16 protein-coding genes are annotated in these 17,290 nt (G+C 42.7%); 7 read left to right on the plus strand and 9 right to left on the minus strand.

Going from position 1 to position 17,290, the window contains the following annotated elements; translation table 11 throughout:
- Positions 1–127 precede the first annotated feature (127 nt).
- The gene (locus tag ACFQRK_RS16660; RefSeq protein ID WP_379008745.1) at positions 128–703 is read left to right on the plus strand and encodes a C40 family peptidase; all 576 of its coding nucleotides are present in this window, start codon (positions 128–130) and stop codon (positions 701–703) included.
- Between the two features lie 134 nt (positions 704–837).
- Positions 838–1,350 (plus strand): phosphoribosyltransferase family protein, encoded by a 513-nt coding sequence (locus tag ACFQRK_RS16665; RefSeq protein WP_379008747.1) that lies wholly within the window; start codon positions 838–840, stop codon positions 1,348–1,350.
- Between the two features lie 35 nt (positions 1,351–1,385).
- On the opposite strand, the gene ACFQRK_RS16670 is transcribed toward ACFQRK_RS16665, so the two are convergent.
- From ACFQRK_RS16670 to ACFQRK_RS16690, 5 genes are all read right to left on the minus strand, one after another.
- Positions 1,386–2,834, minus strand: a complete 1,449-nt coding sequence (locus tag ACFQRK_RS16670) for a LysM peptidoglycan-binding domain-containing protein (protein ID WP_379008749.1) — start codon at positions 2,832–2,834, stop codon at positions 1,386–1,388.
- Positions 2,835–3,054: 220 nt separating this feature from the next.
- The gene (tatA, locus tag ACFQRK_RS16675) at positions 3,055–3,240 is read right to left on the minus strand and encodes a twin-arginine translocase TatA/TatE family subunit (protein ID WP_090627988.1); all 186 of its coding nucleotides are present in this window, start codon (positions 3,238–3,240) and stop codon (positions 3,055–3,057) included.
- Positions 3,241–3,324: 84 nt separating this feature from the next.
- The gene (locus tag ACFQRK_RS16680) at positions 3,325–4,611 is read right to left on the minus strand and encodes a murein hydrolase activator EnvC family protein (protein ID WP_379008751.1); all 1,287 of its coding nucleotides are present in this window, start codon (positions 4,609–4,611) and stop codon (positions 3,325–3,327) included.
- A gap of 89 nt (positions 4,612–4,700) precedes the next feature.
- Positions 4,701–5,525 carry a DUF4292 domain-containing protein gene (locus tag ACFQRK_RS16685; protein ID WP_379008753.1) on the minus strand — a complete coding sequence of 275 codons (825 nt, stop codon included), beginning with the start codon at positions 5,523–5,525 and terminating at the stop codon, positions 4,701–4,703.
- Positions 5,467–7,224, minus strand: coding sequence for a tetratricopeptide repeat protein (locus tag ACFQRK_RS16690; protein WP_379008754.1), 1,758 nt, complete (start codon positions 7,222–7,224; stop codon positions 5,467–5,469). Before ACFQRK_RS16690 ends, ACFQRK_RS16685 begins: the two co-directional genes overlap by 59 nt.
- A 90-nt stretch (positions 7,225–7,314) precedes the next feature.
- On the opposite strand from ACFQRK_RS16690, the gene rplM reads away from it, so the two are divergent.
- The 5 genes from rplM (at position 7,315) to ACFQRK_RS16715 (ending at position 10,834) form a co-directional block, all read left to right on the plus strand.
- Positions 7,315–7,758, plus strand: coding sequence for a 50S ribosomal protein L13 (gene rplM / locus ACFQRK_RS16695; RefSeq protein ID WP_379008756.1), 444 nt, complete (start codon positions 7,315–7,317; stop codon positions 7,756–7,758).
- An 11-nt stretch (positions 7,759–7,769) separates the two neighbouring features.
- Positions 7,770–8,156, plus strand: coding sequence for a 30S ribosomal protein S9 (gene rpsI / locus ACFQRK_RS16700; RefSeq protein ID WP_379008758.1), 387 nt, complete (start codon positions 7,770–7,772; stop codon positions 8,154–8,156).
- Between the two features lie 18 nt (positions 8,157–8,174).
- The gene (gene rpsB, locus ACFQRK_RS16705) at positions 8,175–9,050 is read left to right on the plus strand and encodes a 30S ribosomal protein S2 (protein WP_379008759.1); all 876 of its coding nucleotides are present in this window, start codon (positions 8,175–8,177) and stop codon (positions 9,048–9,050) included.
- Positions 9,051–9,188: 138 nt separating this feature from the next.
- A complete protein-coding gene (gene tsf / locus ACFQRK_RS16710; protein ID WP_379008760.1) occupies positions 9,189–10,028 on the plus strand; it encodes a translation elongation factor Ts in 840 nt (279 codons plus the stop codon).
- 344 nt (positions 10,029–10,372) lie between these two features.
- Positions 10,373–10,834: a response regulator gene (locus ACFQRK_RS16715; protein WP_379008762.1), complete on the plus strand. Its 462-nt coding sequence runs from the start codon at positions 10,373–10,375 to the stop codon at positions 10,832–10,834.
- A 22-nt stretch (positions 10,835–10,856) separates the two neighbouring features.
- On the opposite strand, the gene ACFQRK_RS16720 is transcribed toward ACFQRK_RS16715, so the two are convergent.
- The 4 genes from ACFQRK_RS16720 to ACFQRK_RS16735 form a co-directional block, all read right to left on the minus strand.
- On the minus strand, positions 10,857–11,942 hold the full coding sequence (locus tag ACFQRK_RS16720; RefSeq protein WP_379008764.1) for a hybrid sensor histidine kinase/response regulator: 1,086 nt from the start codon (positions 11,940–11,942) through the stop codon (positions 10,857–10,859).
- A gap of 76 nt (positions 11,943–12,018) precedes the next feature.
- Entirely contained in the window at positions 12,019–14,133 is a 2,115-nt protein-coding gene (locus ACFQRK_RS16725; protein WP_379008766.1) for a 7TM diverse intracellular signaling domain-containing protein, read from the minus strand.
- A complete protein-coding gene (locus tag ACFQRK_RS16730; protein WP_379008768.1) occupies positions 14,130–14,705 on the minus strand; it encodes a hypothetical protein in 576 nt (191 codons plus the stop codon). The genes ACFQRK_RS16725 and ACFQRK_RS16730 overlap by 4 nt, the downstream gene beginning before the upstream one ends.
- Before the next feature lie 104 nt (positions 14,706–14,809).
- Positions 14,810–17,134, minus strand: coding sequence for an Rv1355c family protein (locus ACFQRK_RS16735; RefSeq protein ID WP_379008769.1), 2,325 nt, complete (start codon positions 17,132–17,134; stop codon positions 14,810–14,812).
- Positions 17,135–17,290: the final 156 nt, after the last annotated feature.

Consider the following 17,290-nt stretch of genomic DNA (forward strand, 5'->3'; position numbering starts at 1 on the left):
TTGAATTTTCGTATTTTTTTCCTTGCACTAATAAGTTTTTTAATCTAGCTTTGCGAACCAACAGATACATTACATAAATGTTCTGGTAAACGATCAGCGTCCACATGTTGAACAAAATGGCAGTTTAATGAAAAAAAAGACATTAGTAGCTATGCTATTTGCTTGTGTATTTACTGTATCGCAAGCACAAACACCAGCCACAGAGTCAGCCACTAATCCTTCTGATCCGGACAATTTAGCCAAAGATTACTTTTCTCAAATAATGGGAGTAGCGGCTTCGGCCACATCCAACACCAAACTGTACCAGTTTATTTATGAATGGATCGGAACCCCTTATCGGTTAGGGGGAAAAACCAAAAAAGGGGTTGATTGTTCAAAGTTTGCCTACGAACTTTATGATAAAGTTTTCAACACGACGCTGGGACACAACAGCCGCAATATTTACACGCAAGTTGATCCAATAAAAAAAGATCAGTTGAGACCCGGCGACCTGGTGTTTTTCAAAATCAGGAGCCGAAATATTACACATGTAGGTGTATACATTGGTGACGATAAATTCGCTCATGCATCTTCAAGTCGAGGTGTAATGATCAGTGATTTAAATGAAGCCTATTGGAAGCGTTATTACTATAACGGTGGCCGAATGCTAACTGCGGCTACACAATCGGAAGAAGAAAACGGTTCCGAGCCTCCGATAAACTAACCTGACAAGGCTCGCTAAATTGTATAAATCAGACTGTCAATCCGATCTGTTTCTTTTCGACTTATCCCTGGAGTTCTATTTGAATGCACGGTGGATAATTCATATTTTTACCCGGCCATTTTATTGAAAGCTCTATGTCCGCGAAAAAAGTTTTAATCCTCAACCAAGAACAGATACAAAAAAAAACAATGCGTATAGCGTATCAGTTACTTGAAGACAACTTCGAAGAAGAATCGGTTGTGCTAGTGGGAATTGCAGACCGAGGTTATGTATTCGCGAGGCGGCTGAAAGAAGTGCTTGAAAACATTTCATCCCTCGATGTTCAACTGATCAAAGTGATATTAGACAAAACCAGCAGCACCTTAGAAGCCCAAACAGACACTCCAATAGAACAAGCGGCAAACAAGGTCGTTATTCTTATAGATGACGTACTAAATAGCGGTCGAACCTTGGCATATGGCATGGGCGTCTTCTTCAATGTCCCTCTCAAAAAGATGCGAACAGCTGTATTAATAGACCGGAGCCATCACAAATTCCCTATTTTCAGCGATTTCTCGGGATTGAAGCTTTCCACCATCCTTAAGGAGCATGTGACGGTAAATCTTCATGAATGTGATGGAGGAGAAGATGCGGCCTGGCTTTTGTAAGACGCGATCACTGAACACTCACACTGATAAACTGATCAATCGACTTCGATTTTTAAAATCATCCCCGGTTTGATTTGGTTACTTTTTAATCCGTTTACCGCCTTAATCTCCGATACATTGGCCGTGCGATGCTGCTTCGCTATCTCGGATAATGTATCCCCCTTTCTTACTCGGTAAGTGACATACGAAGGCGAAGACCCTTGTTTGCCCGAATTGCCTATCGACGATTCCAATGTTCTGGAGCGGACGCTCAGCTTTTGTCCCGGCACAATTACATTTCGCTTAATATCATTCCATGCGCGCAGGTCTTGCACCGTCACATGATATCGCTGAGCGATAGTCCCCAACGTTTCACCCTTTCGCACACGGTGCGTAATGACCTGATGTTCTTGCTCCACCACGGTATTGGAAGCAAGGAGTATATTAGGTGAATCTGTATTCGTATGATTGAGTGCTGCGTACAAAGCCGAATAGGCTTCTGGAGGTACCTGAGGCAATACCAGTCTCTTGGGAGATTCGGGGCTACCATTTACGACTGCACGCTTATAGGCTGGGTTTAACGACTTGACAAGGTCCTCGTTGACACCTAGAGCTTGGGCCACGCCACTGAAAGGCACATACTTTTGCACCCAAACCGTTTCGGTCGTATCCACGGCATTTTCAGACACAGCAGGTATGATACCGTGCTCTTCGTGATATCCAAGCATATACGTCATCGCAATAAACGCGGGAACATAGTTTCGTGTTTCACGGGGTAGATATGAGCTGATCGCCCAATAATCCGGTTCACTGAGGCCAGATCGCTGAATCGCTCGGAGAACGTTACCTTTGCCACAATTATAAGAAGCAATGGCTAATAGCCAATCCCCAAACTCACTATAGGCGTCCAGTAAGTAAGCCGCTGCGGCGTAACTAGCTGCTACGGGATCCTTCCTTTCGTCGATATAACTATCTATCGTCAGGTTATACATTCGAGCAGTCGTAAACATGAATTGCCACAAACCCGTTGCCCCGACCCGGGAAATAGCGTGGGGGTTTAATGCAGACTCTACAATTGACAAATATTTAATTTCTTCGGGCACCCCGGCTTCCGCAAATATACGTTCGTAAATCGGAAAATAATATCGCCCAAGCCCCATCATGTTTGAAAGGTACCGCTTATAGCGGTCCGTACTATATACGTCAATATAACTCTGGACCTGCGCATTGTAGGTCAAGGGCACCGTCCGTTGTAAATAGGCCAGTCGCCCTTCTATTGTGGCCGGCACGAACTCAAAAATTTGCGAAATCTCCTGTTCATCGAGATCGACGAAATCGATGTGATCCGCAATTAAATCGAGTTGCGTGCTAATATCACTATTGGTGCTGCTTCTTGCAGAGCTATCGGCTGATAGCGAATCGAGCGGGAAAGTGGTTTTCGAAAATGCCAAGTGTACACAAAAAACACTACTTACGGCCACTGCCGAAATTCCTTTTAACTTCATGTTACGTCTAGTCGGTATTATGCCATAAACCTTCCGAAGGCATTATATGGCCTTATCACTAACAATTAAATTGCCATTGGTTAAGTATATCCTTATGATGGAAAAACGCGCACGTTGGTTTTTTATTGTGCAGCGACGGATAAAAGTACATCGAATAAATAAAAAACTTTACACCGAACAGCCATTCGGTATAAAGCTTTTCATAATTTGGGTACGAGCTTTATTGTTTATTCTCTTCCAATTCTTCTTTGGGAGTTTCTTTTTGCCCTTCTTTGAATTCCCGGATACCGCGTCCCATCCCACGCATTAATTCGGGGATTTTACGGCCCCCAAACAACAAAAGAAGCGCTAAAACAATCAAAATAATTTCCTGCGCACCGAGAAATAACAACACTGAATCTAACATAATCGTTGTTTTAAAATTACTACCTTCACCTGTTCATCACAGGTAATTTCACAAATGTACGGATAATATTTTTTATTTATCCAATTATTTAGCCAACCAAGGCTCGGGGTTTATAGGAGCGGAACCTTCCCAAATTTCTAAATGCACTTCAGAAGTCCCATCATTGGGGTCTACCAAAGCAGTGCCTAAGGTTTGTCCTCTTTGTATCGTTTGTCCACGCTTGACAACCGGATTGCTAAGGTTGGTATATACCGAAAAATACTTGCCGTGCTGCACGATTATGGAAATATTTCCCTGCATATTTAAGACGGTGTGTACTGTACCGTCAAAGATGGCCAGCACGGGTGCATTGTTATTCGTCCTAATATTAATCCCGTCATTCTGCACAGTGACGTTTCTTCCGATTGTATGTCTCCCAAATCCCTGTGTGATAAATCCTTGCTGCACAGGCCATGGTAACCGACCTCGGTTGCCTGCAAAATCAGCCGAAAGCTTGGCTGCCGCCGGCGTATTCGCCAAAACCTCAGAATCGCTTTTACGGACAGCAGGCTTTTCCGCCTCAATTTCCTTCACGGTTTTTCCCGTGCGCTGCGCTTCTAGGGCTAATGCTGCTTGCCGAGCTTCTTCTTCCAATCTTCGCTGCTCTTCAATCTCACGCTGGATGGCTGTCCGGATAGCCCGCGCTAAACGCTCATCTTCCTGCTGCTTTTTCTGCAACTCCTGCTTAAATTGCTTTTCCTGTTGGGTAAGGGCTTGAAGCACTTTTGATTCCGCGCCTTGTTCTTTGGCAATGGCGTTCCGTTCCTCCTGTTGATCCGCGAGTAAAGTCGCCTGTTCCTTTTTGCTTGCTTCTAATTGAGCTACTTTGAGCGCAATGGCTTTCTGCGTTTCTTCTATTTCTTTTGCCCGATGTTTCCGCGATTCGTTGAACTGTTGAAGATATTTTACGCGCTTAAAGGCCTGATTAAAATCCTTTGAAGCAAAAATAAACATCATTTTGTTATATGCATTTCGATTGCGAAAGGCAAACATGATCATGCTTTCGTAATCTTTACGTAATTTCGCTAACTGATCACGAAGATTTTGAATCGTCTTGTTGTGAGAAGCAATCTGGTTGTTGATTAGGCTGATTTCCTTATTAATCGTGCTGATTTTCTGCTCACGCAGGCGCAGCTGCGTGTTGAGGGCATTCACCTGCTTAAGAGATAGGCTACGGTCGCTGGAAGTGCTTTTAAGGCTTTGATTAAGCAATTCAATTTCTCGATTTAAGCGTTCACGTTGCTTTTTGAGTTCAGTACTGCTTTGGGCATGACATATCGTTAGCGCCAGACAACATGTAAGTATGCTTAAAATTACCTTAATAAACTTCATTAATAAATGTGTTATCTATCTCTCTCAATGAGCCACTTAGTTGTCTGCGAAAGTAATAAAACTACCTCGATATTCATAGCACGTAGGCGTTATTGGATTTCTTTGTACTTCGCCGGTATATTAAAAGGCATATCCAATGTGTCATCATAGACTACACGGCTATAGCGCATTTCAGATTGCAACTTAAGCACTTCCGAAATAATGGAAATTTTCACTTGACTCGGAAAGGCCCGTCCTGCGAGAGACTGATAATCTTCATAGGACGCTTCCATCCGCTGGTCGCGAATTAGATCGTTCAATACGGTGAACGTCGGACGGTAGCTACTATTCAATTGTGTCGAATACTGTAAATCATTGTGGTGACCGCGCAACGAATATCCTTGCCCATTATCCCAAATTTCCAAATCTCTCCTAAACGCTTCGTGAATCACATTCCCAATCAACAACTGCTGTAAGCTAAAAAAATTGAGTTTCTCGTTTGTAAAATGATATAGATAAGCAAAGGGTTTGTCAAGATATGTTGCTTGCAAGCGGTTGATAAGTTTGATAGTATCCGGCGTAATTAACACCCGACCCACCTCAATTCCCATGAGCGCCGTCATCGAAATCCAGATTGCCTTGTCCCGCTCGATGCGTACGTTGGCTGTCACATCATAATTCTCGCGGTTAATCGTAATTTTACTTTTCGCCCGCCCGCTAAACGTAGTAAAATGGAGCTGATGCGTTTTCACTTGCTGGATGACTTGCTCACGCTCTGAACGCGATACTTTTTTTTCGCCTGCACCCGCAGACACCATTGATTTTTTAGACGAACAGGAAAACACCAACCCGACCAGCATTCCGACAATAACCGTCCTAATCAATAAATTGCCTCGCATCAATCTTTTTTGATAACTTATCAATATCCTTGCCAACCGATTCGGAGATGGCTCTTGCCTTTTTCCATTGCGCAACGGCGTTATTTGTATCACCTAGCTTAGCGAGAATATCACCATGATGCTCAAGCAAGGTATCCGAAACCTTGTCGGAGTTTTTAATGGCTTTTTGAATCCATTTTAAGGCCTCCTCGTATTTCCCCTGCTGAAAGAATACCCAGGCATAGGTATCTTGATAAGAAGGATAATTTGGCATAAGTTCGTTTGATTTTTTAGACATTTCCGCCGCAAGCTCCAATTTTTCCTTTCGTATTGCCAGATAATATGCGTAATTATTCAGTGCATATGCGTTCGTGCTGTCTAAGGCAATCGCCTCTTCATAAGCCACGTCCGATTCTGCGTGCATATCCAAGGCATTGTATAGGTCACCAAGATTACTATACAATTGCGTGAGTAAAGGAGTATGTTCTTCATTCGCAACATTTAAGGCTCCTTCTAAATAAACGCGTGCCTCCGAATATTTCCTGTTTCCTAAAAAACCATGGCCCGTAAAGAACAGGAGCAATGGATGATTAGGGAACAATTTCAAAGACTCCTTTCCGTGCAACTCAACATCGTTGTATTTGGCCATTTGAAGCTCTACCTGCAAAAGTTGCTGCCAAATGTTCTCGATATATTGGTTAATATCCAGTGCTTCCAAATAGGCTTGCCTCGCCGATTCCAGCTGTTGCAATTGCATGTAAACATCACCTTTTACTGCATGTGCCTTTGCTTCTTTGGGATAAGTCTCCGCAAGCAAGTCCGCCAATCTGGTCAACGACTCCGGCGCCATGGGGCGATTTCGATTGGCAACGGCTGTATACAGTATCCCGGCTTTAGCATCAATATCAAGATCGGTTCGAATAAACGCCTGTCGAAGAAAATCGTACGCCTGCTTTTGCCTGTTCATGGCTAAGTAGGTATCCGATTTACTCAATAAAATAAGGGGCTCGTCCGGATACAATGCAGAGGCTTCATCCAACAACGTGATGGCTCGTTTACTTTCGTTAACTTTTGTGTACAGCTCAGCCAGCAGAATATACCCTTTAGCGTCCGCGGGCCTCCGCGATACAAGCGTTTCCAACTCCCCGATCGCAGACTTTATGTCGTTTTGCGCCAGATAAATCTGGGACTTCGTAAAATATTGCTCGTCGGTCTCTCCGAATCTCCGAGAGATCGTATCATAAGTAGCCAATGAAGCTTGGTATTGCTTATCCAAATATAGCACATAAGCTTTTTCCTGGTAATTAGATCTCTTCTTCGGATCAACCCGTATCAACCCATCAAAAACGCTTGGCATCGCCTTAATATTCCCGGTCTTCTTATAAATATCCAACAGGATGGACCAATACCACTCATTATCGGGATCAATACCGACGGCTCGCTTTGCCGCCTGTTCGGCTTCGGTATAATCCTCCCTTTCTAAATAGATTCGCGCTAATTCAAAGTGCGCAGCGTCGTTATCAGGTTGCAACAACACTAGCTTGTCAAAGGTCTTTTCCGCAGCGGCAAGCTGCCCGGCAGACTTTTGCTGTATGCCACTGAAATACAGTTCTTTAATCAACAAACTATCTCCAGCTGTCAAAATTCTAGGTGCGGTTACAACCTGTTGGGCAACAGCAACATGTCCCATAATTAATAGCCAGATGAACGCCATAAGCTGCCGAAAAAAAAACACATCTCCTATTACTTGCCCCATAGCTTTGAAAAATCAATTTTATTATTGTACCTTTGCAGTCCCTTAAACGAGGGGATAAATATATTTATTAATTATTTCAAAACAAAGCAAGTGAATACGTTAAGTTACAAAACTGTCTCTGCCAACAAAAGCACCGTCAGCAAGGAGTGGATTGTTGTTGACGCTGAGGGCGAGATCCTGGGGCGCTTGTCATCTCAGATTGCCAAGGTAATCCGGGGAAAACACAAGCCTTCGTATACCCCACACGTAGACTGCGGCGATAACGTGATCGTGATCAATGCAGACAAAGTTAGGCTCACTGGTAATAAACTGGAAGAAAAGGTGTACCAACGGTATACCGGCTATCCGGGTGGCCAGCGTTTCGAGTCTCCAAAACAGTTGTTGGCCAAACACCCGACGCGCATCGTGGAAAAAGCGGTACGTGGAATGTTGCCAAAGAATCGTTTGGGGCGCGCATTGTTCAAGAACCTATATGTCTATGCAGGCAACGAACATCCACATGCAGCACAGAATCCAAAAACTGTTAAATTCTAAGGAGCAAAGAAATGTCAACAACTAACACTTCAGGAAGAAGAAAAACCGCGGTTGCCCGTATCTATTTATCTGCGGGTAGCGGCAACATCACCGTAAACGGTAAAGATTATAAAGAGTATTTCCCAACATTGCCATTGCAGTACATCGTAACCCAGAGCACAGAAGTAGCTGGCGCTGTAGGTAACTACGACGTAAAAGTTAACGTGGCCGGAGGAGGTATCAAAGGACAAGCTGAAGCGGTTCGTCTGGCGATAGCGAAAGCACTGATAGAGCTCGATCCGGAAGTAAAATCTGCACTTAGGGCTAAAGGATTGGTAACACGCGACGACCGCATGGTGGAGCGTAAGAAACCCGGACGCCGTAAAGCGCGCAGAAGATTCCAATTCAGTAAACGTTAATTTTTAAGGAGAACAAAAATGGCAAGAACAACATATCAAGAATTGCTGGATGCAGGTGTACACTTCGGCCACCTTACCCGCAAGTGGGATCCGAAAATGGCCAAGTACATTTTCATGGAACGCAACGGCATCCACATCATCGATTTAAATAAAACCCTTACTAAACTCGAAGAAGCCGCGTCGGCTATCAAACAAGTGGTTAAGTCGGGAAGAAAAGTATTATTTGTAGCCACCAAAAAACAAGCAAAGGACATCGTGGCAGCGCAGGCCAAAGCGGTAAATATGCCTTTTGTAACTGAGCGTTGGCTGGGCGGCATGCTTACGAACTTTGCTACGGTGCGTAAGTCAATCAAGAAGATGGCCAACATCGACAAGATGACGAAAGATGGTACCTACTCAGTTCTATCGAAAAAAGAGAAATTGATGATTCAACGTGAGCGCGTTAAATTGGAAAACCTTTTGGGCGGTATTGCCGACCTGAATCGGTTACCTGCTGCTTTATTCATCATCGACGTAAAAAAAGAGCACATTGCGGTGAGCGAAGCGCTGAAATTGAATATTCCGACCTTCGCGATGGTGGATACTAACTCTGATCCCACCAACATTGATTTTCCCATTCCATCTAACGATGATGCGACCAAGTCCATCAGCCTTATTACGGAGATTATCGGGAAAGCCATCCAGGAAGGGCTAGAAGAGCGCAAACGTGACAAAGAAGAAGAAGCTGAACGAGAAGCGGCCGCTGCAAAGGCACGAATAGATAGCGGTGAAGAGCCAGAAGCTGCGGCAGAAGAAACAAAGGCCGATGCAGATGCTTCCGGAAAACGCCCGCGCAAAACCAAGACGGAGGCCGAAGTAACGGCTGAAGCAGACGATAATCAAGACGGAGAATAATTACGTTTTAGAAGCCGGATGGTAAACAAGAGGTTTCGGAATGATTATCTTTCCGTGAACCGATAGCCATCCGGCTTTTTTATCGCTAGATTGCATACTTCAAAAACTTAATGGTAAACTACAAAACAAGGAAATAAAATGTCCACAGTACAAATTTCAGCATCAGATGTGAACAAGCTCCGCCAACAAACGGGTGCGGGCATGATGGATTGCAAAAAAGCGTTGATTGAAGCTAACGGCGATTTCGAAGCTGCGATCGACTATTTACGGAAAAAAGGTGCTAAAGTGGCTGCGAGCCGCCAAGACAGAGATTCAAATGAAGGCGTCGTTATCGCAAAGACAACTTCAGATGGTAAAAAAGGCGTGATTATCGAGCTAAATTGCGAAACAGACTTTGTGGCAAAAAATGCAGATTTTATCGCATTTGGCGAAAGCGTAGCGGATGTTGCCGTTTCCCAAGCGCCTACATCGCTTGAAGCGCTAAAGCTGTTGGAGATAAACGGGGTGAAAATCGCCGATTTATTGCTTGATCAAACCGGCAAAATTGGAGAAAAAATAGACGTATCTAAATATGAAACCGTTGAAGCAGAGAAAGTCGTCGCCTACATACACGGCAATTATCGGCTTGGCGTACTAGTAGGACTCACTCAAGCAGTTGATGGTGCCGACGATGCAGGTAAAGACGTAGCCATGCAGATTGCTGCGATGAATCCGGTAGCGATTGATAAGGCCGATGTGGATGCTCGCACCATTGAACGCGAGCTGGAAATAGCGAAGGAGCAAATTCGGGCAGAGGGTAAACCGGAAGAAATGGTAGAAAAAATTGCACAAGGCAAACTCAATAAATTCTACAAAGAATCTACGTTGTTGAATCAAGAGTTTGTAAAAGATTCATCCAAAAACATTGCTCAGTTCTTAGATAGCGTTTCTAAAGGACTGACTGTTACCGTATTCAAAAGAGTGCAACTGGGGGCTTAGTTACCATCGGCTCGTTTACTTTTCTCCGAAGTTCTGTTAGCTCTAAAAACAACCCCAAACCTTCTCAAATGAGATTTGAGAAGGTTTGGGGTATCCCCTCCCCACTTCCATTTCTCTTCCCTTGGCTACTGCGTTTGTTCTAAGTTAGTCTTATCGCACGACAATTGATTATCAAGAGTCATCCCTTGAATTAAATATTAATTATTGTTGCGTTTTTAACGATAAAGTTTAGTAACTTGGAATCTTGGAAATGGGGAATTCAACAGCCTTAATAGCAAATGTTTACATGACACATTTACTGCCATTTACAAAAAAAGTATTTCCCAAGATTAAATTCGCTTGATATGGAAACGAAGATTTCAGTTTTATATGTGGACGATGAGGAAAACAATTTAATTTCTTTTAAAGCCACTTTCCGTCTGAAATACACAGTTTATACTGCATTAAGTGGCAATCAAGCGTTGCAACTTATTAAAGAAAAACCGATCGACGTCATCATCACCGACCAACGGATGCCCCAGATGACGGGGGTCGAATTACTGGAGGAAGTCATCAAAATCAATCCAGATCCAATGCGGATTTTACTCACCGGCTATGCAGATATGGGTGCAGTTGTGGATGCAGTAAACAAAGGGAAAATATTCCACTATTTAAGCAAACCTTGGAGCGAAGAAGAATTAAGCAGCACAATCCAACGAGCTTACGAAATCTATGCGGATCGTAAAAAAATAGCGGAATCCTTTTCTCAGCTTGAGGTTACCAATGAACAATTGGAATTTTTACTTCGGCAGAAACTGCTTTCCTAAACACGTTACATCAACTTATCACCTATTTATTGGGTATTACTACTGTAAATGTGGTTCCTTCTCCTTCAACAGAATCCACCTTTATTTCACCCCTAAGTTTAATCAACGCGCTTTTGACATTGTAGAGGCCGAAACCGGTACCCTCTGCTTGGTCACTTCCGCGAAAGAATAACTTAAATATGTCCTCAATATCCTTCGCAGCGATTCCAATCCCCGTATCACTAACCTGTATAAGTGCCTTGCCTCTTTCCACAACAACAGACAATTCTACCAATTTCCTAACATGATCCTTCTTTTGATATTTAAACGCATTGGATAACAAATTGTGTAAAATCAGTTTCAATGCTGTTTCGTCACTCTTAAACTCTTCCTTTTGATGACTCCTGATCCGGAACTCTACATTGTTACTTTGGGTATAAATACTATAAAAGTCCTGGAAATACGCAAATAATCCCTCGAAGTCGATTTCAGAGAAAGTGAGTTCACCCCGCTTCAATAAATAGTAATCGTGAAGGCTATTGATATAGGAATTAAGTTTCAATACCGAACTCTCCATAAGCGCTAAAATTTCATGAATACGTTCGGCTGAATCGTACTCCAATGCCAATTTAATGGCAGACAATACACCTGTCAAAGGATCACGCAGGTCGTGGCTAACGCTATAAGCAAATTTATCGAGTTCATCGTACGCCTTTTGGAGTTCCTCGTTCCGGATATCCAACATGGAATTGGCAATATAGAATTTGTTAGCCTCTTCGATAGACGAAATGATCTCTTCCTCCACCCAGGGTTTGCGTACAAATCGAAATATATGTCCTTTGTTGACCGCATCTACTATTGTTTCCATATCAGCATATGCGGTCAATAGTATGCGTACCGGTCTCGGAAATTGGCGCTTTATGTCGTTCAAAAAATCAATTCCCGTTTCTCCAGGCATCCTTTGGTCGCAGAAGATAACCTGGATATTGGGATTCGATTGTAATATCTTACGTGCCTCATCTGTATTGATAGCGGTGTATATGGGATACCGATACCTGAACGTAGCCTTAAAGCTAATCAGGTTGTTGGCCTCATCATCAATATATAGTATTTCCGGCGACTTATGCATAAAAATAAAGGAAACTTATACGGCCAATGTAAATCCAAAACAAAATTAAACATAAAATAATTCATCTGAACAGCGCTTACCCAATTTGTTGCATAAGAGGTATCATTAAAACGAACTTCGTTCCCTGGCCCGTTTGCGATTCAACTTTAATTTCACCTTTATGCTTTTTTATTGTATTATACACGATAGACATACCCAAGCCTGTCCCCTCCCCGACTTCTTTGGTTGTAAAAAATGGTTCAAATATCTTGTCTTTTATATCATCGGGTATTCCCATACCATTGTCTTGGATGGATATAGAAACGGTGTCTCCCGTTACAGCCGTACGAATCTCCAAAATTCCTCCGGTACTTCCATCAAACTTTTTATTGATTGCGTAGATCGCGTTGGTAATGATATTCAGAAATACCTGATTTAATTTACCGGGATAACATTCTACCAATGGCACCTCGGCATATTGCTTATTCACGTGTATTCCGTCACGTATGACACTATTGAGAATCACCAACGTGGAGTCCAATCCTTCATTGATGTCGGCAAATTTCAGCGAATCCTCGTCAACTCTTGAAAAAATACGTAAACTCTTTACAATTTCCGCAGTTCTGTTAGCCCCCTCATGCATCCCTCTGAGCAAAAAGTCAATTTCTGTTTTCAGATATTCAATATCTTGCTCTTCCCTATACCTGTTTATTTGGTGTTCCTTTTCCTCGACTGGCAGATCCGATAGGGCTACGCGTTGAATAGCGTCCATGGCATCCCAAACAATGCGGATATCCCGCTTCAAAGGCCCAACGTTAGAAGTGACAAAATTAATCGGGTTATTGATTTCGTGAGCAACACCCGCAGTAAGTTGTCCTAACGATGCCATTTTTTCCGCTTCGATCAATTGAGCTTGTGTCTCTTTCAAATGGTCCAATGTCATTTGGAGTGACTCATTGGATTCTTTTAATGCATGGGTTCGCTCTTCCACGCGTTGCTCAAGTACCATGTTCTGCTCCCGAATCAGCTTCTCATTCTCCTTAGAGATCAACAGCGCCTGTGTTTGAGACTCTTCCTTTTCTTTTTTATAGGTATTGATCTTATCTGCAAGGGCAAATGAAAGTAATGCGGCTTCTAATCCTGAACCGATTAAGATTGAATTATTGGTGAAAATATTAAAAGATAGAACACCCACATCCTTCAATATATAAATCATCACACCACTTAAAAAAAAGAACCAGGAAACAATCAAAAATAAGGCCGGCCGGTATCCTTGGCTGAAAATATAGCCGCCGCATACTAAAATAGTAATGGATACTAATGAGGCATTGATTTGTAATACCTGCTGCGCGAGAATGTAATTTCCACTGACGCTTATGAAGATCCCAATTAGATATATAACTACAAGGGCCAATAGCACATATAAAAACTTGGGTGCATTCTGACGTATGTTCAGAAAGTTTACGACAAAAGGTATAGCGAATATACCCGACATCGCAATTGATAAATTTACCGATTGCCGTATTAACCATTCATTGTTAGGCCATAGGAAAAGGGTGGAATATCCTTTCAAGCACGCTTGGGCGAGCCCCACCATTAAAATATAAATCACATAATATAGGTAATTCTTGTCCTTAACGGAAAAATACAGAAAAGAATTATAAAAGAACATTACCAAGATAATACCTGCGTAAATGCCGAAATATAAGAAATCGAAACTGACCGATTTCATTATATGACTTCGGTCATTCACGTAAAATGGCAAATCCAGTACATTGTGGCTCCAAACCTGTAAATAAACCACGCTGCTTTGGGTCAAAACCGGTAAATCAAATATCGGATATTGGGTTTTGTAAGACGAAAACTCACCCACTTTTTCTATGCTAAACCGCTGTGAGCCGTAACTATCGCCCTCTTTACTATATAGAATTACCTTCGTGAGCGTTCCGTTGAATATCTTCAATATATCAGACGGATGAACAGACTTGGACAACTCGATTTTAATCCAGTAAACCGCGCTACTTAAACCCAGGTTCAATCTTCTACCAGAAACGGATTCAAACTTTTGGTTCGTAATTTCATCGATCGTAAGCCGTCCGCTTGAGTCAACTAAATACGATAATCTAAATTTCGGTTCATTAGATAAGCCTTGGCCCTCGGCTCGCAAACCAGACAAAATAAGCACGATAGCCAAGAGCAAAAAAGCCTTCATTTCAAAAAATATTTAACGGATAGCCGGCCTTTTGGCCCCATGATTTCAGTCGTTTGTTGTGGAGTTTCACGAACATTAAAAATGTGATTTCGATCCACCTCGGTAGCATTGGGCAAATTCGTTAAATCATCGATTTTCATAGCCGTAGCCACCAGTCCTAATTTTGGGTAATTGAAAAAACCGTTTTTCCCGAGATTCCGTTCAATCTCAAATCCGGCGTTTTCGCACATTTCCACCGTTACGGGTGCGGCTAAAGCATATAATACGTTAACCTGTAAACGATGGGCTAAAGCTATAGCAGCTCTCAGTAAAAAAAAACTCACGCCCATTCCGGCAATTTCACGAGAATTCCATAAACCGCAAGCTTCCGCTATCCGGCCGTGTTGATTATTTACAATATCTACTATCCGGGCGTCCACCTTTCCCACCGCGTCGACGATCGGCAAATTGAAATCAGTGTCCGCTATTTGCAACCGCACACCACCCAAAACAGTCCTATCGTAAGGAGATTCGGCAACAATCACATACGTGTTCTTATGTTCCGTCCATATCGCGTTATTGGATGTTATCATCGTTATACCGTATACCTCTAACACCTTGCGATGCCCCTCGATGAACTTTCTGCATGTTTCTGGTTCTTCAACAGCTTGCAGTGACCTAAAAGACAAAGAATTCATCAACTACCGTGCGATTTAGAAGAATAAAAAAATTGATCAGTATCCAATCTAAGTGACTTAATTTCGGGAGGATCTCCGTAAAACAGCCGAAAAAGAAAAACCGATTCGTCAGAATTCGTATTTTGAAAAATGCCATCAAATTCACTTTTCAATTCCCCAAATCGCTTTTGAATCCAATCTGGCATATCCACCGCGTCCTTTCCATGTATCACTCTTGCGAAATGCAATACAGACGCCAATACCGGTTGCATCGATAACCTATTTTTTGTCGCACTTAGCCAAATCCGTTCCACCGCTTTCCCCGCTTCAATCAGAATGGCCCGATCAAATTTTGGAATTACAACAAGTCCAATCGCCGATGCAGTTTTCATTAAATCTCCCGTCATATTTTCCAAAGCGCGGCCCAATCCCCATTCCGCAACTAACTTTACCGCAATAGGGTCCCTCGCCACTCGAAAACCTATCGCGTCTTTGGGGCTTAACTCCAGGGTCTGGATATCAAGCCCGTCCTTCGTTTCTAAAGCTTCGCGCTGCGTCCATCTAAGTTCTTTTTCGAATAACTCATAGTGCCCCTGAGGAATAAAAAGACGCAATTTTTCGGCTTCACCCGCAATTGCAGCAAGATGTTGTATCTGTTCATTTCCGGTAACAATTTTCAATCTTATATTATCGAAATGTCTAACCGCATGTTGGAGATTTCCTATTATATCGCCGGATAATTTATCCCCATTTCCTTTTCGTCGGCTTGTACAGCGAATGTTAAGAAAATGAGAAAGTTCATCTTTTTCGACCGGTGAATATATGAAGGAAAATACAGCGATTAACCTAGAGCAATCATCTAACGGAAACAAACTTTCCACCACACGGATTCCCAGTTCATTGGCCTTTAATTGTAAATTCTCTATTGCGGTCCCAAATGTTATGTAAGAGGCCATATTTTGAAAGTCACCAAACGACTCCGACCGCTCAATATCATGAAAAAGGTAAAACCTTTTTCCATCATGATACCATTTCCACGGTTGATTATTCCCCGGTGATGGCGCCGCCCCTACCGCTGAAACAAGCTCCCTTATTTCGTCATCCGTAATGATGTCAGCATGTTCAACTATGGGAGGAACACGTGAGGCCGCTGCTGCCATCTCGTCCAAAGAAAGAGACCTTTCCGTGTATTTAAATGTTAAATTTGGTTTTACCTGATCACCAATTAATTCATCCAAATCGATAAAATACCTTCCTGACTGGTTGAACTGACCTAATAACACACGCCTACATACATCAGCCGCCATTCCGCCGCCAAAAGCAACAGCACTGGCAAGCTGCGGCCAGGTAGAAATGGTTTGACCAATCTCAATAGCAGATGCTTTTAATCGGGGAGACATGGTTTCGATTCCCACGATAGGCAATATGTAGGGAAGCTTTTCTTCCATGGTTTTTGCCCGCTGTACATTTGACAAATCCAAATGTTCCACAAACCCATGCAAGATAGGGCGTTCCGGTTCCAAATCGAAACGTTCGATATCGACCGTCCCGCGATCACTGGCTTCCATCAATACTGGGATGCCATATTTTTTCGCAGCCAATCGACAGTTAATTTTGACGTCGACACCGTCGCATTCGTCTATTAATAAATCTAATTTGCCGTCTTGTAAAAGAAAATCCTCTAAATTCCGGTCAGTAATGCCTTCGTGATAACAGGTAACTTTCAAAAATGGGTCAATTTCGGCAATCTCTCTCGCCACAATTACCGTTTTCTTTAATCCCATATTATGCAGCCCGCTTCTTAGTCTATTTAAATTCGTGATCTCCAGCTCATCAAAATCCGCGATTCTGAGCTCTCCAAATCCCCTTTCCATACAGAGTGTCAGTGAAACTGATTGCCCCACGGACAACCCTATAACCCCAATCCGCTTTGTCATTAACAACGCTTGCTCATCCTGCGTAATCTTATAGCGATTACGGCTCGTCCTCATATGAATAAATTCATCTTCATCCAATAGATGGACCAAGGTCTCGCTCCAGGGATAGTAAACCCAAACGCCGTATTCTTTCTTCGGGATTCCAGCTAGGTGCTTAGCCGTTAATGAACGAATTTCATCGTCACTTAGCGTAAATTTAGGATGATAAGACTTTATTAATTCCGTTAATTGTTGATCGATGGAATCAAATATTCGGATGTAAGGTTTTCGGTCTAACAGCCTGATAAGCCCTTGACTGTCATCGATATTACCCAGCCTGAAGAATAGGGGCGTCACAACATCGCTATCAGACGGCTGCCCAGCCGACAACCGATTCACAAGGTCAAGCGTTGAATCATTTGCTGTCATACATGTTCAATTAGGATGATAATAGGTTTGCAAAATTTTCTTTCCATAATCTCCATAAAAACAATGGGATTCTAACCCATTGAGTGCATAAAGTTAAATAAATAACCTTTTAGTTCAAATCTTTCACAGCAAATTCAAGCATAACTAAAACCAACG

This window comes from Parapedobacter sp. GCM10030251 (genome assembly GCF_042666505.1).
Taxonomy (GTDB): Bacteria; Bacteroidota; Bacteroidia; order Sphingobacteriales; family Sphingobacteriaceae; genus Parapedobacter.

Bases quoted from the DNA above. Each gene is read 5' to 3' on its own strand.
- ACFQRK_RS16660 (WP_379008745.1), top strand. From the start codon at position 128: ATGAAAAAAAAGACATTAGTAGCTATGCTATTTGCTTGTGTATTTACT.
- ACFQRK_RS16665 (WP_379008747.1), top strand. From the start codon at position 838: ATGTCCGCGAAAAAAGTTTTAATCCTCAACCAAGAACAGATACAAAAA.
- ACFQRK_RS16670 (WP_379008749.1), bottom strand. From the start codon at position 2,834: ATGAAGTTAAAAGGAATTTCGGCAGTGGCCGTAAGTAGTGTTTTTTGT.
- tatA (WP_090627988.1), bottom strand. From the start codon at position 3,240: ATGTTAGATTCAGTGTTGTTATTTCTCGGTGCGCAGGAAATTATTTTG.
- ACFQRK_RS16680 (WP_379008751.1), bottom strand. From the start codon at position 4,611: ATGAAGTTTATTAAGGTAATTTTAAGCATACTTACATGTTGTCTGGCG.
- ACFQRK_RS16690 (WP_379008754.1), bottom strand. From the start codon at position 7,224: ATGGGGCAAGTAATAGGAGATGTGTTTTTTTTTCGGCAGCTTATGGCG.
- rpsI (WP_379008758.1), top strand. From the start codon at position 7,770: ATGTCAACAACTAACACTTCAGGAAGAAGAAAAACCGCGGTTGCCCGT.
- rpsB (WP_379008759.1), top strand. From the start codon at position 8,175: ATGGCAAGAACAACATATCAAGAATTGCTGGATGCAGGTGTACACTTC.
- tsf (WP_379008760.1), top strand. From the start codon at position 9,189: ATGTCCACAGTACAAATTTCAGCATCAGATGTGAACAAGCTCCGCCAA.
- ACFQRK_RS16715 (WP_379008762.1), top strand. From the start codon at position 10,373: ATGGAAACGAAGATTTCAGTTTTATATGTGGACGATGAGGAAAACAAT.
- ACFQRK_RS16720 (WP_379008764.1), bottom strand. From the start codon at position 11,942: ATGCATAAGTCGCCGGAAATACTATATATTGATGATGAGGCCAACAAC.
- ACFQRK_RS16725 (WP_379008766.1), bottom strand. From the start codon at position 14,133: ATGAAGGCTTTTTTGCTCTTGGCTATCGTGCTTATTTTGTCTGGTTTG.
- ACFQRK_RS16730 (WP_379008768.1), bottom strand. From the start codon at position 14,705: ATGATAACATCCAATAACGCGATATGGACGGAACATAAGAACACGTAT.
- ACFQRK_RS16735 (WP_379008769.1), bottom strand. From the start codon at position 17,134: ATGACAGCAAATGATTCAACGCTTGACCTTGTGAATCGGTTGTCGGCT.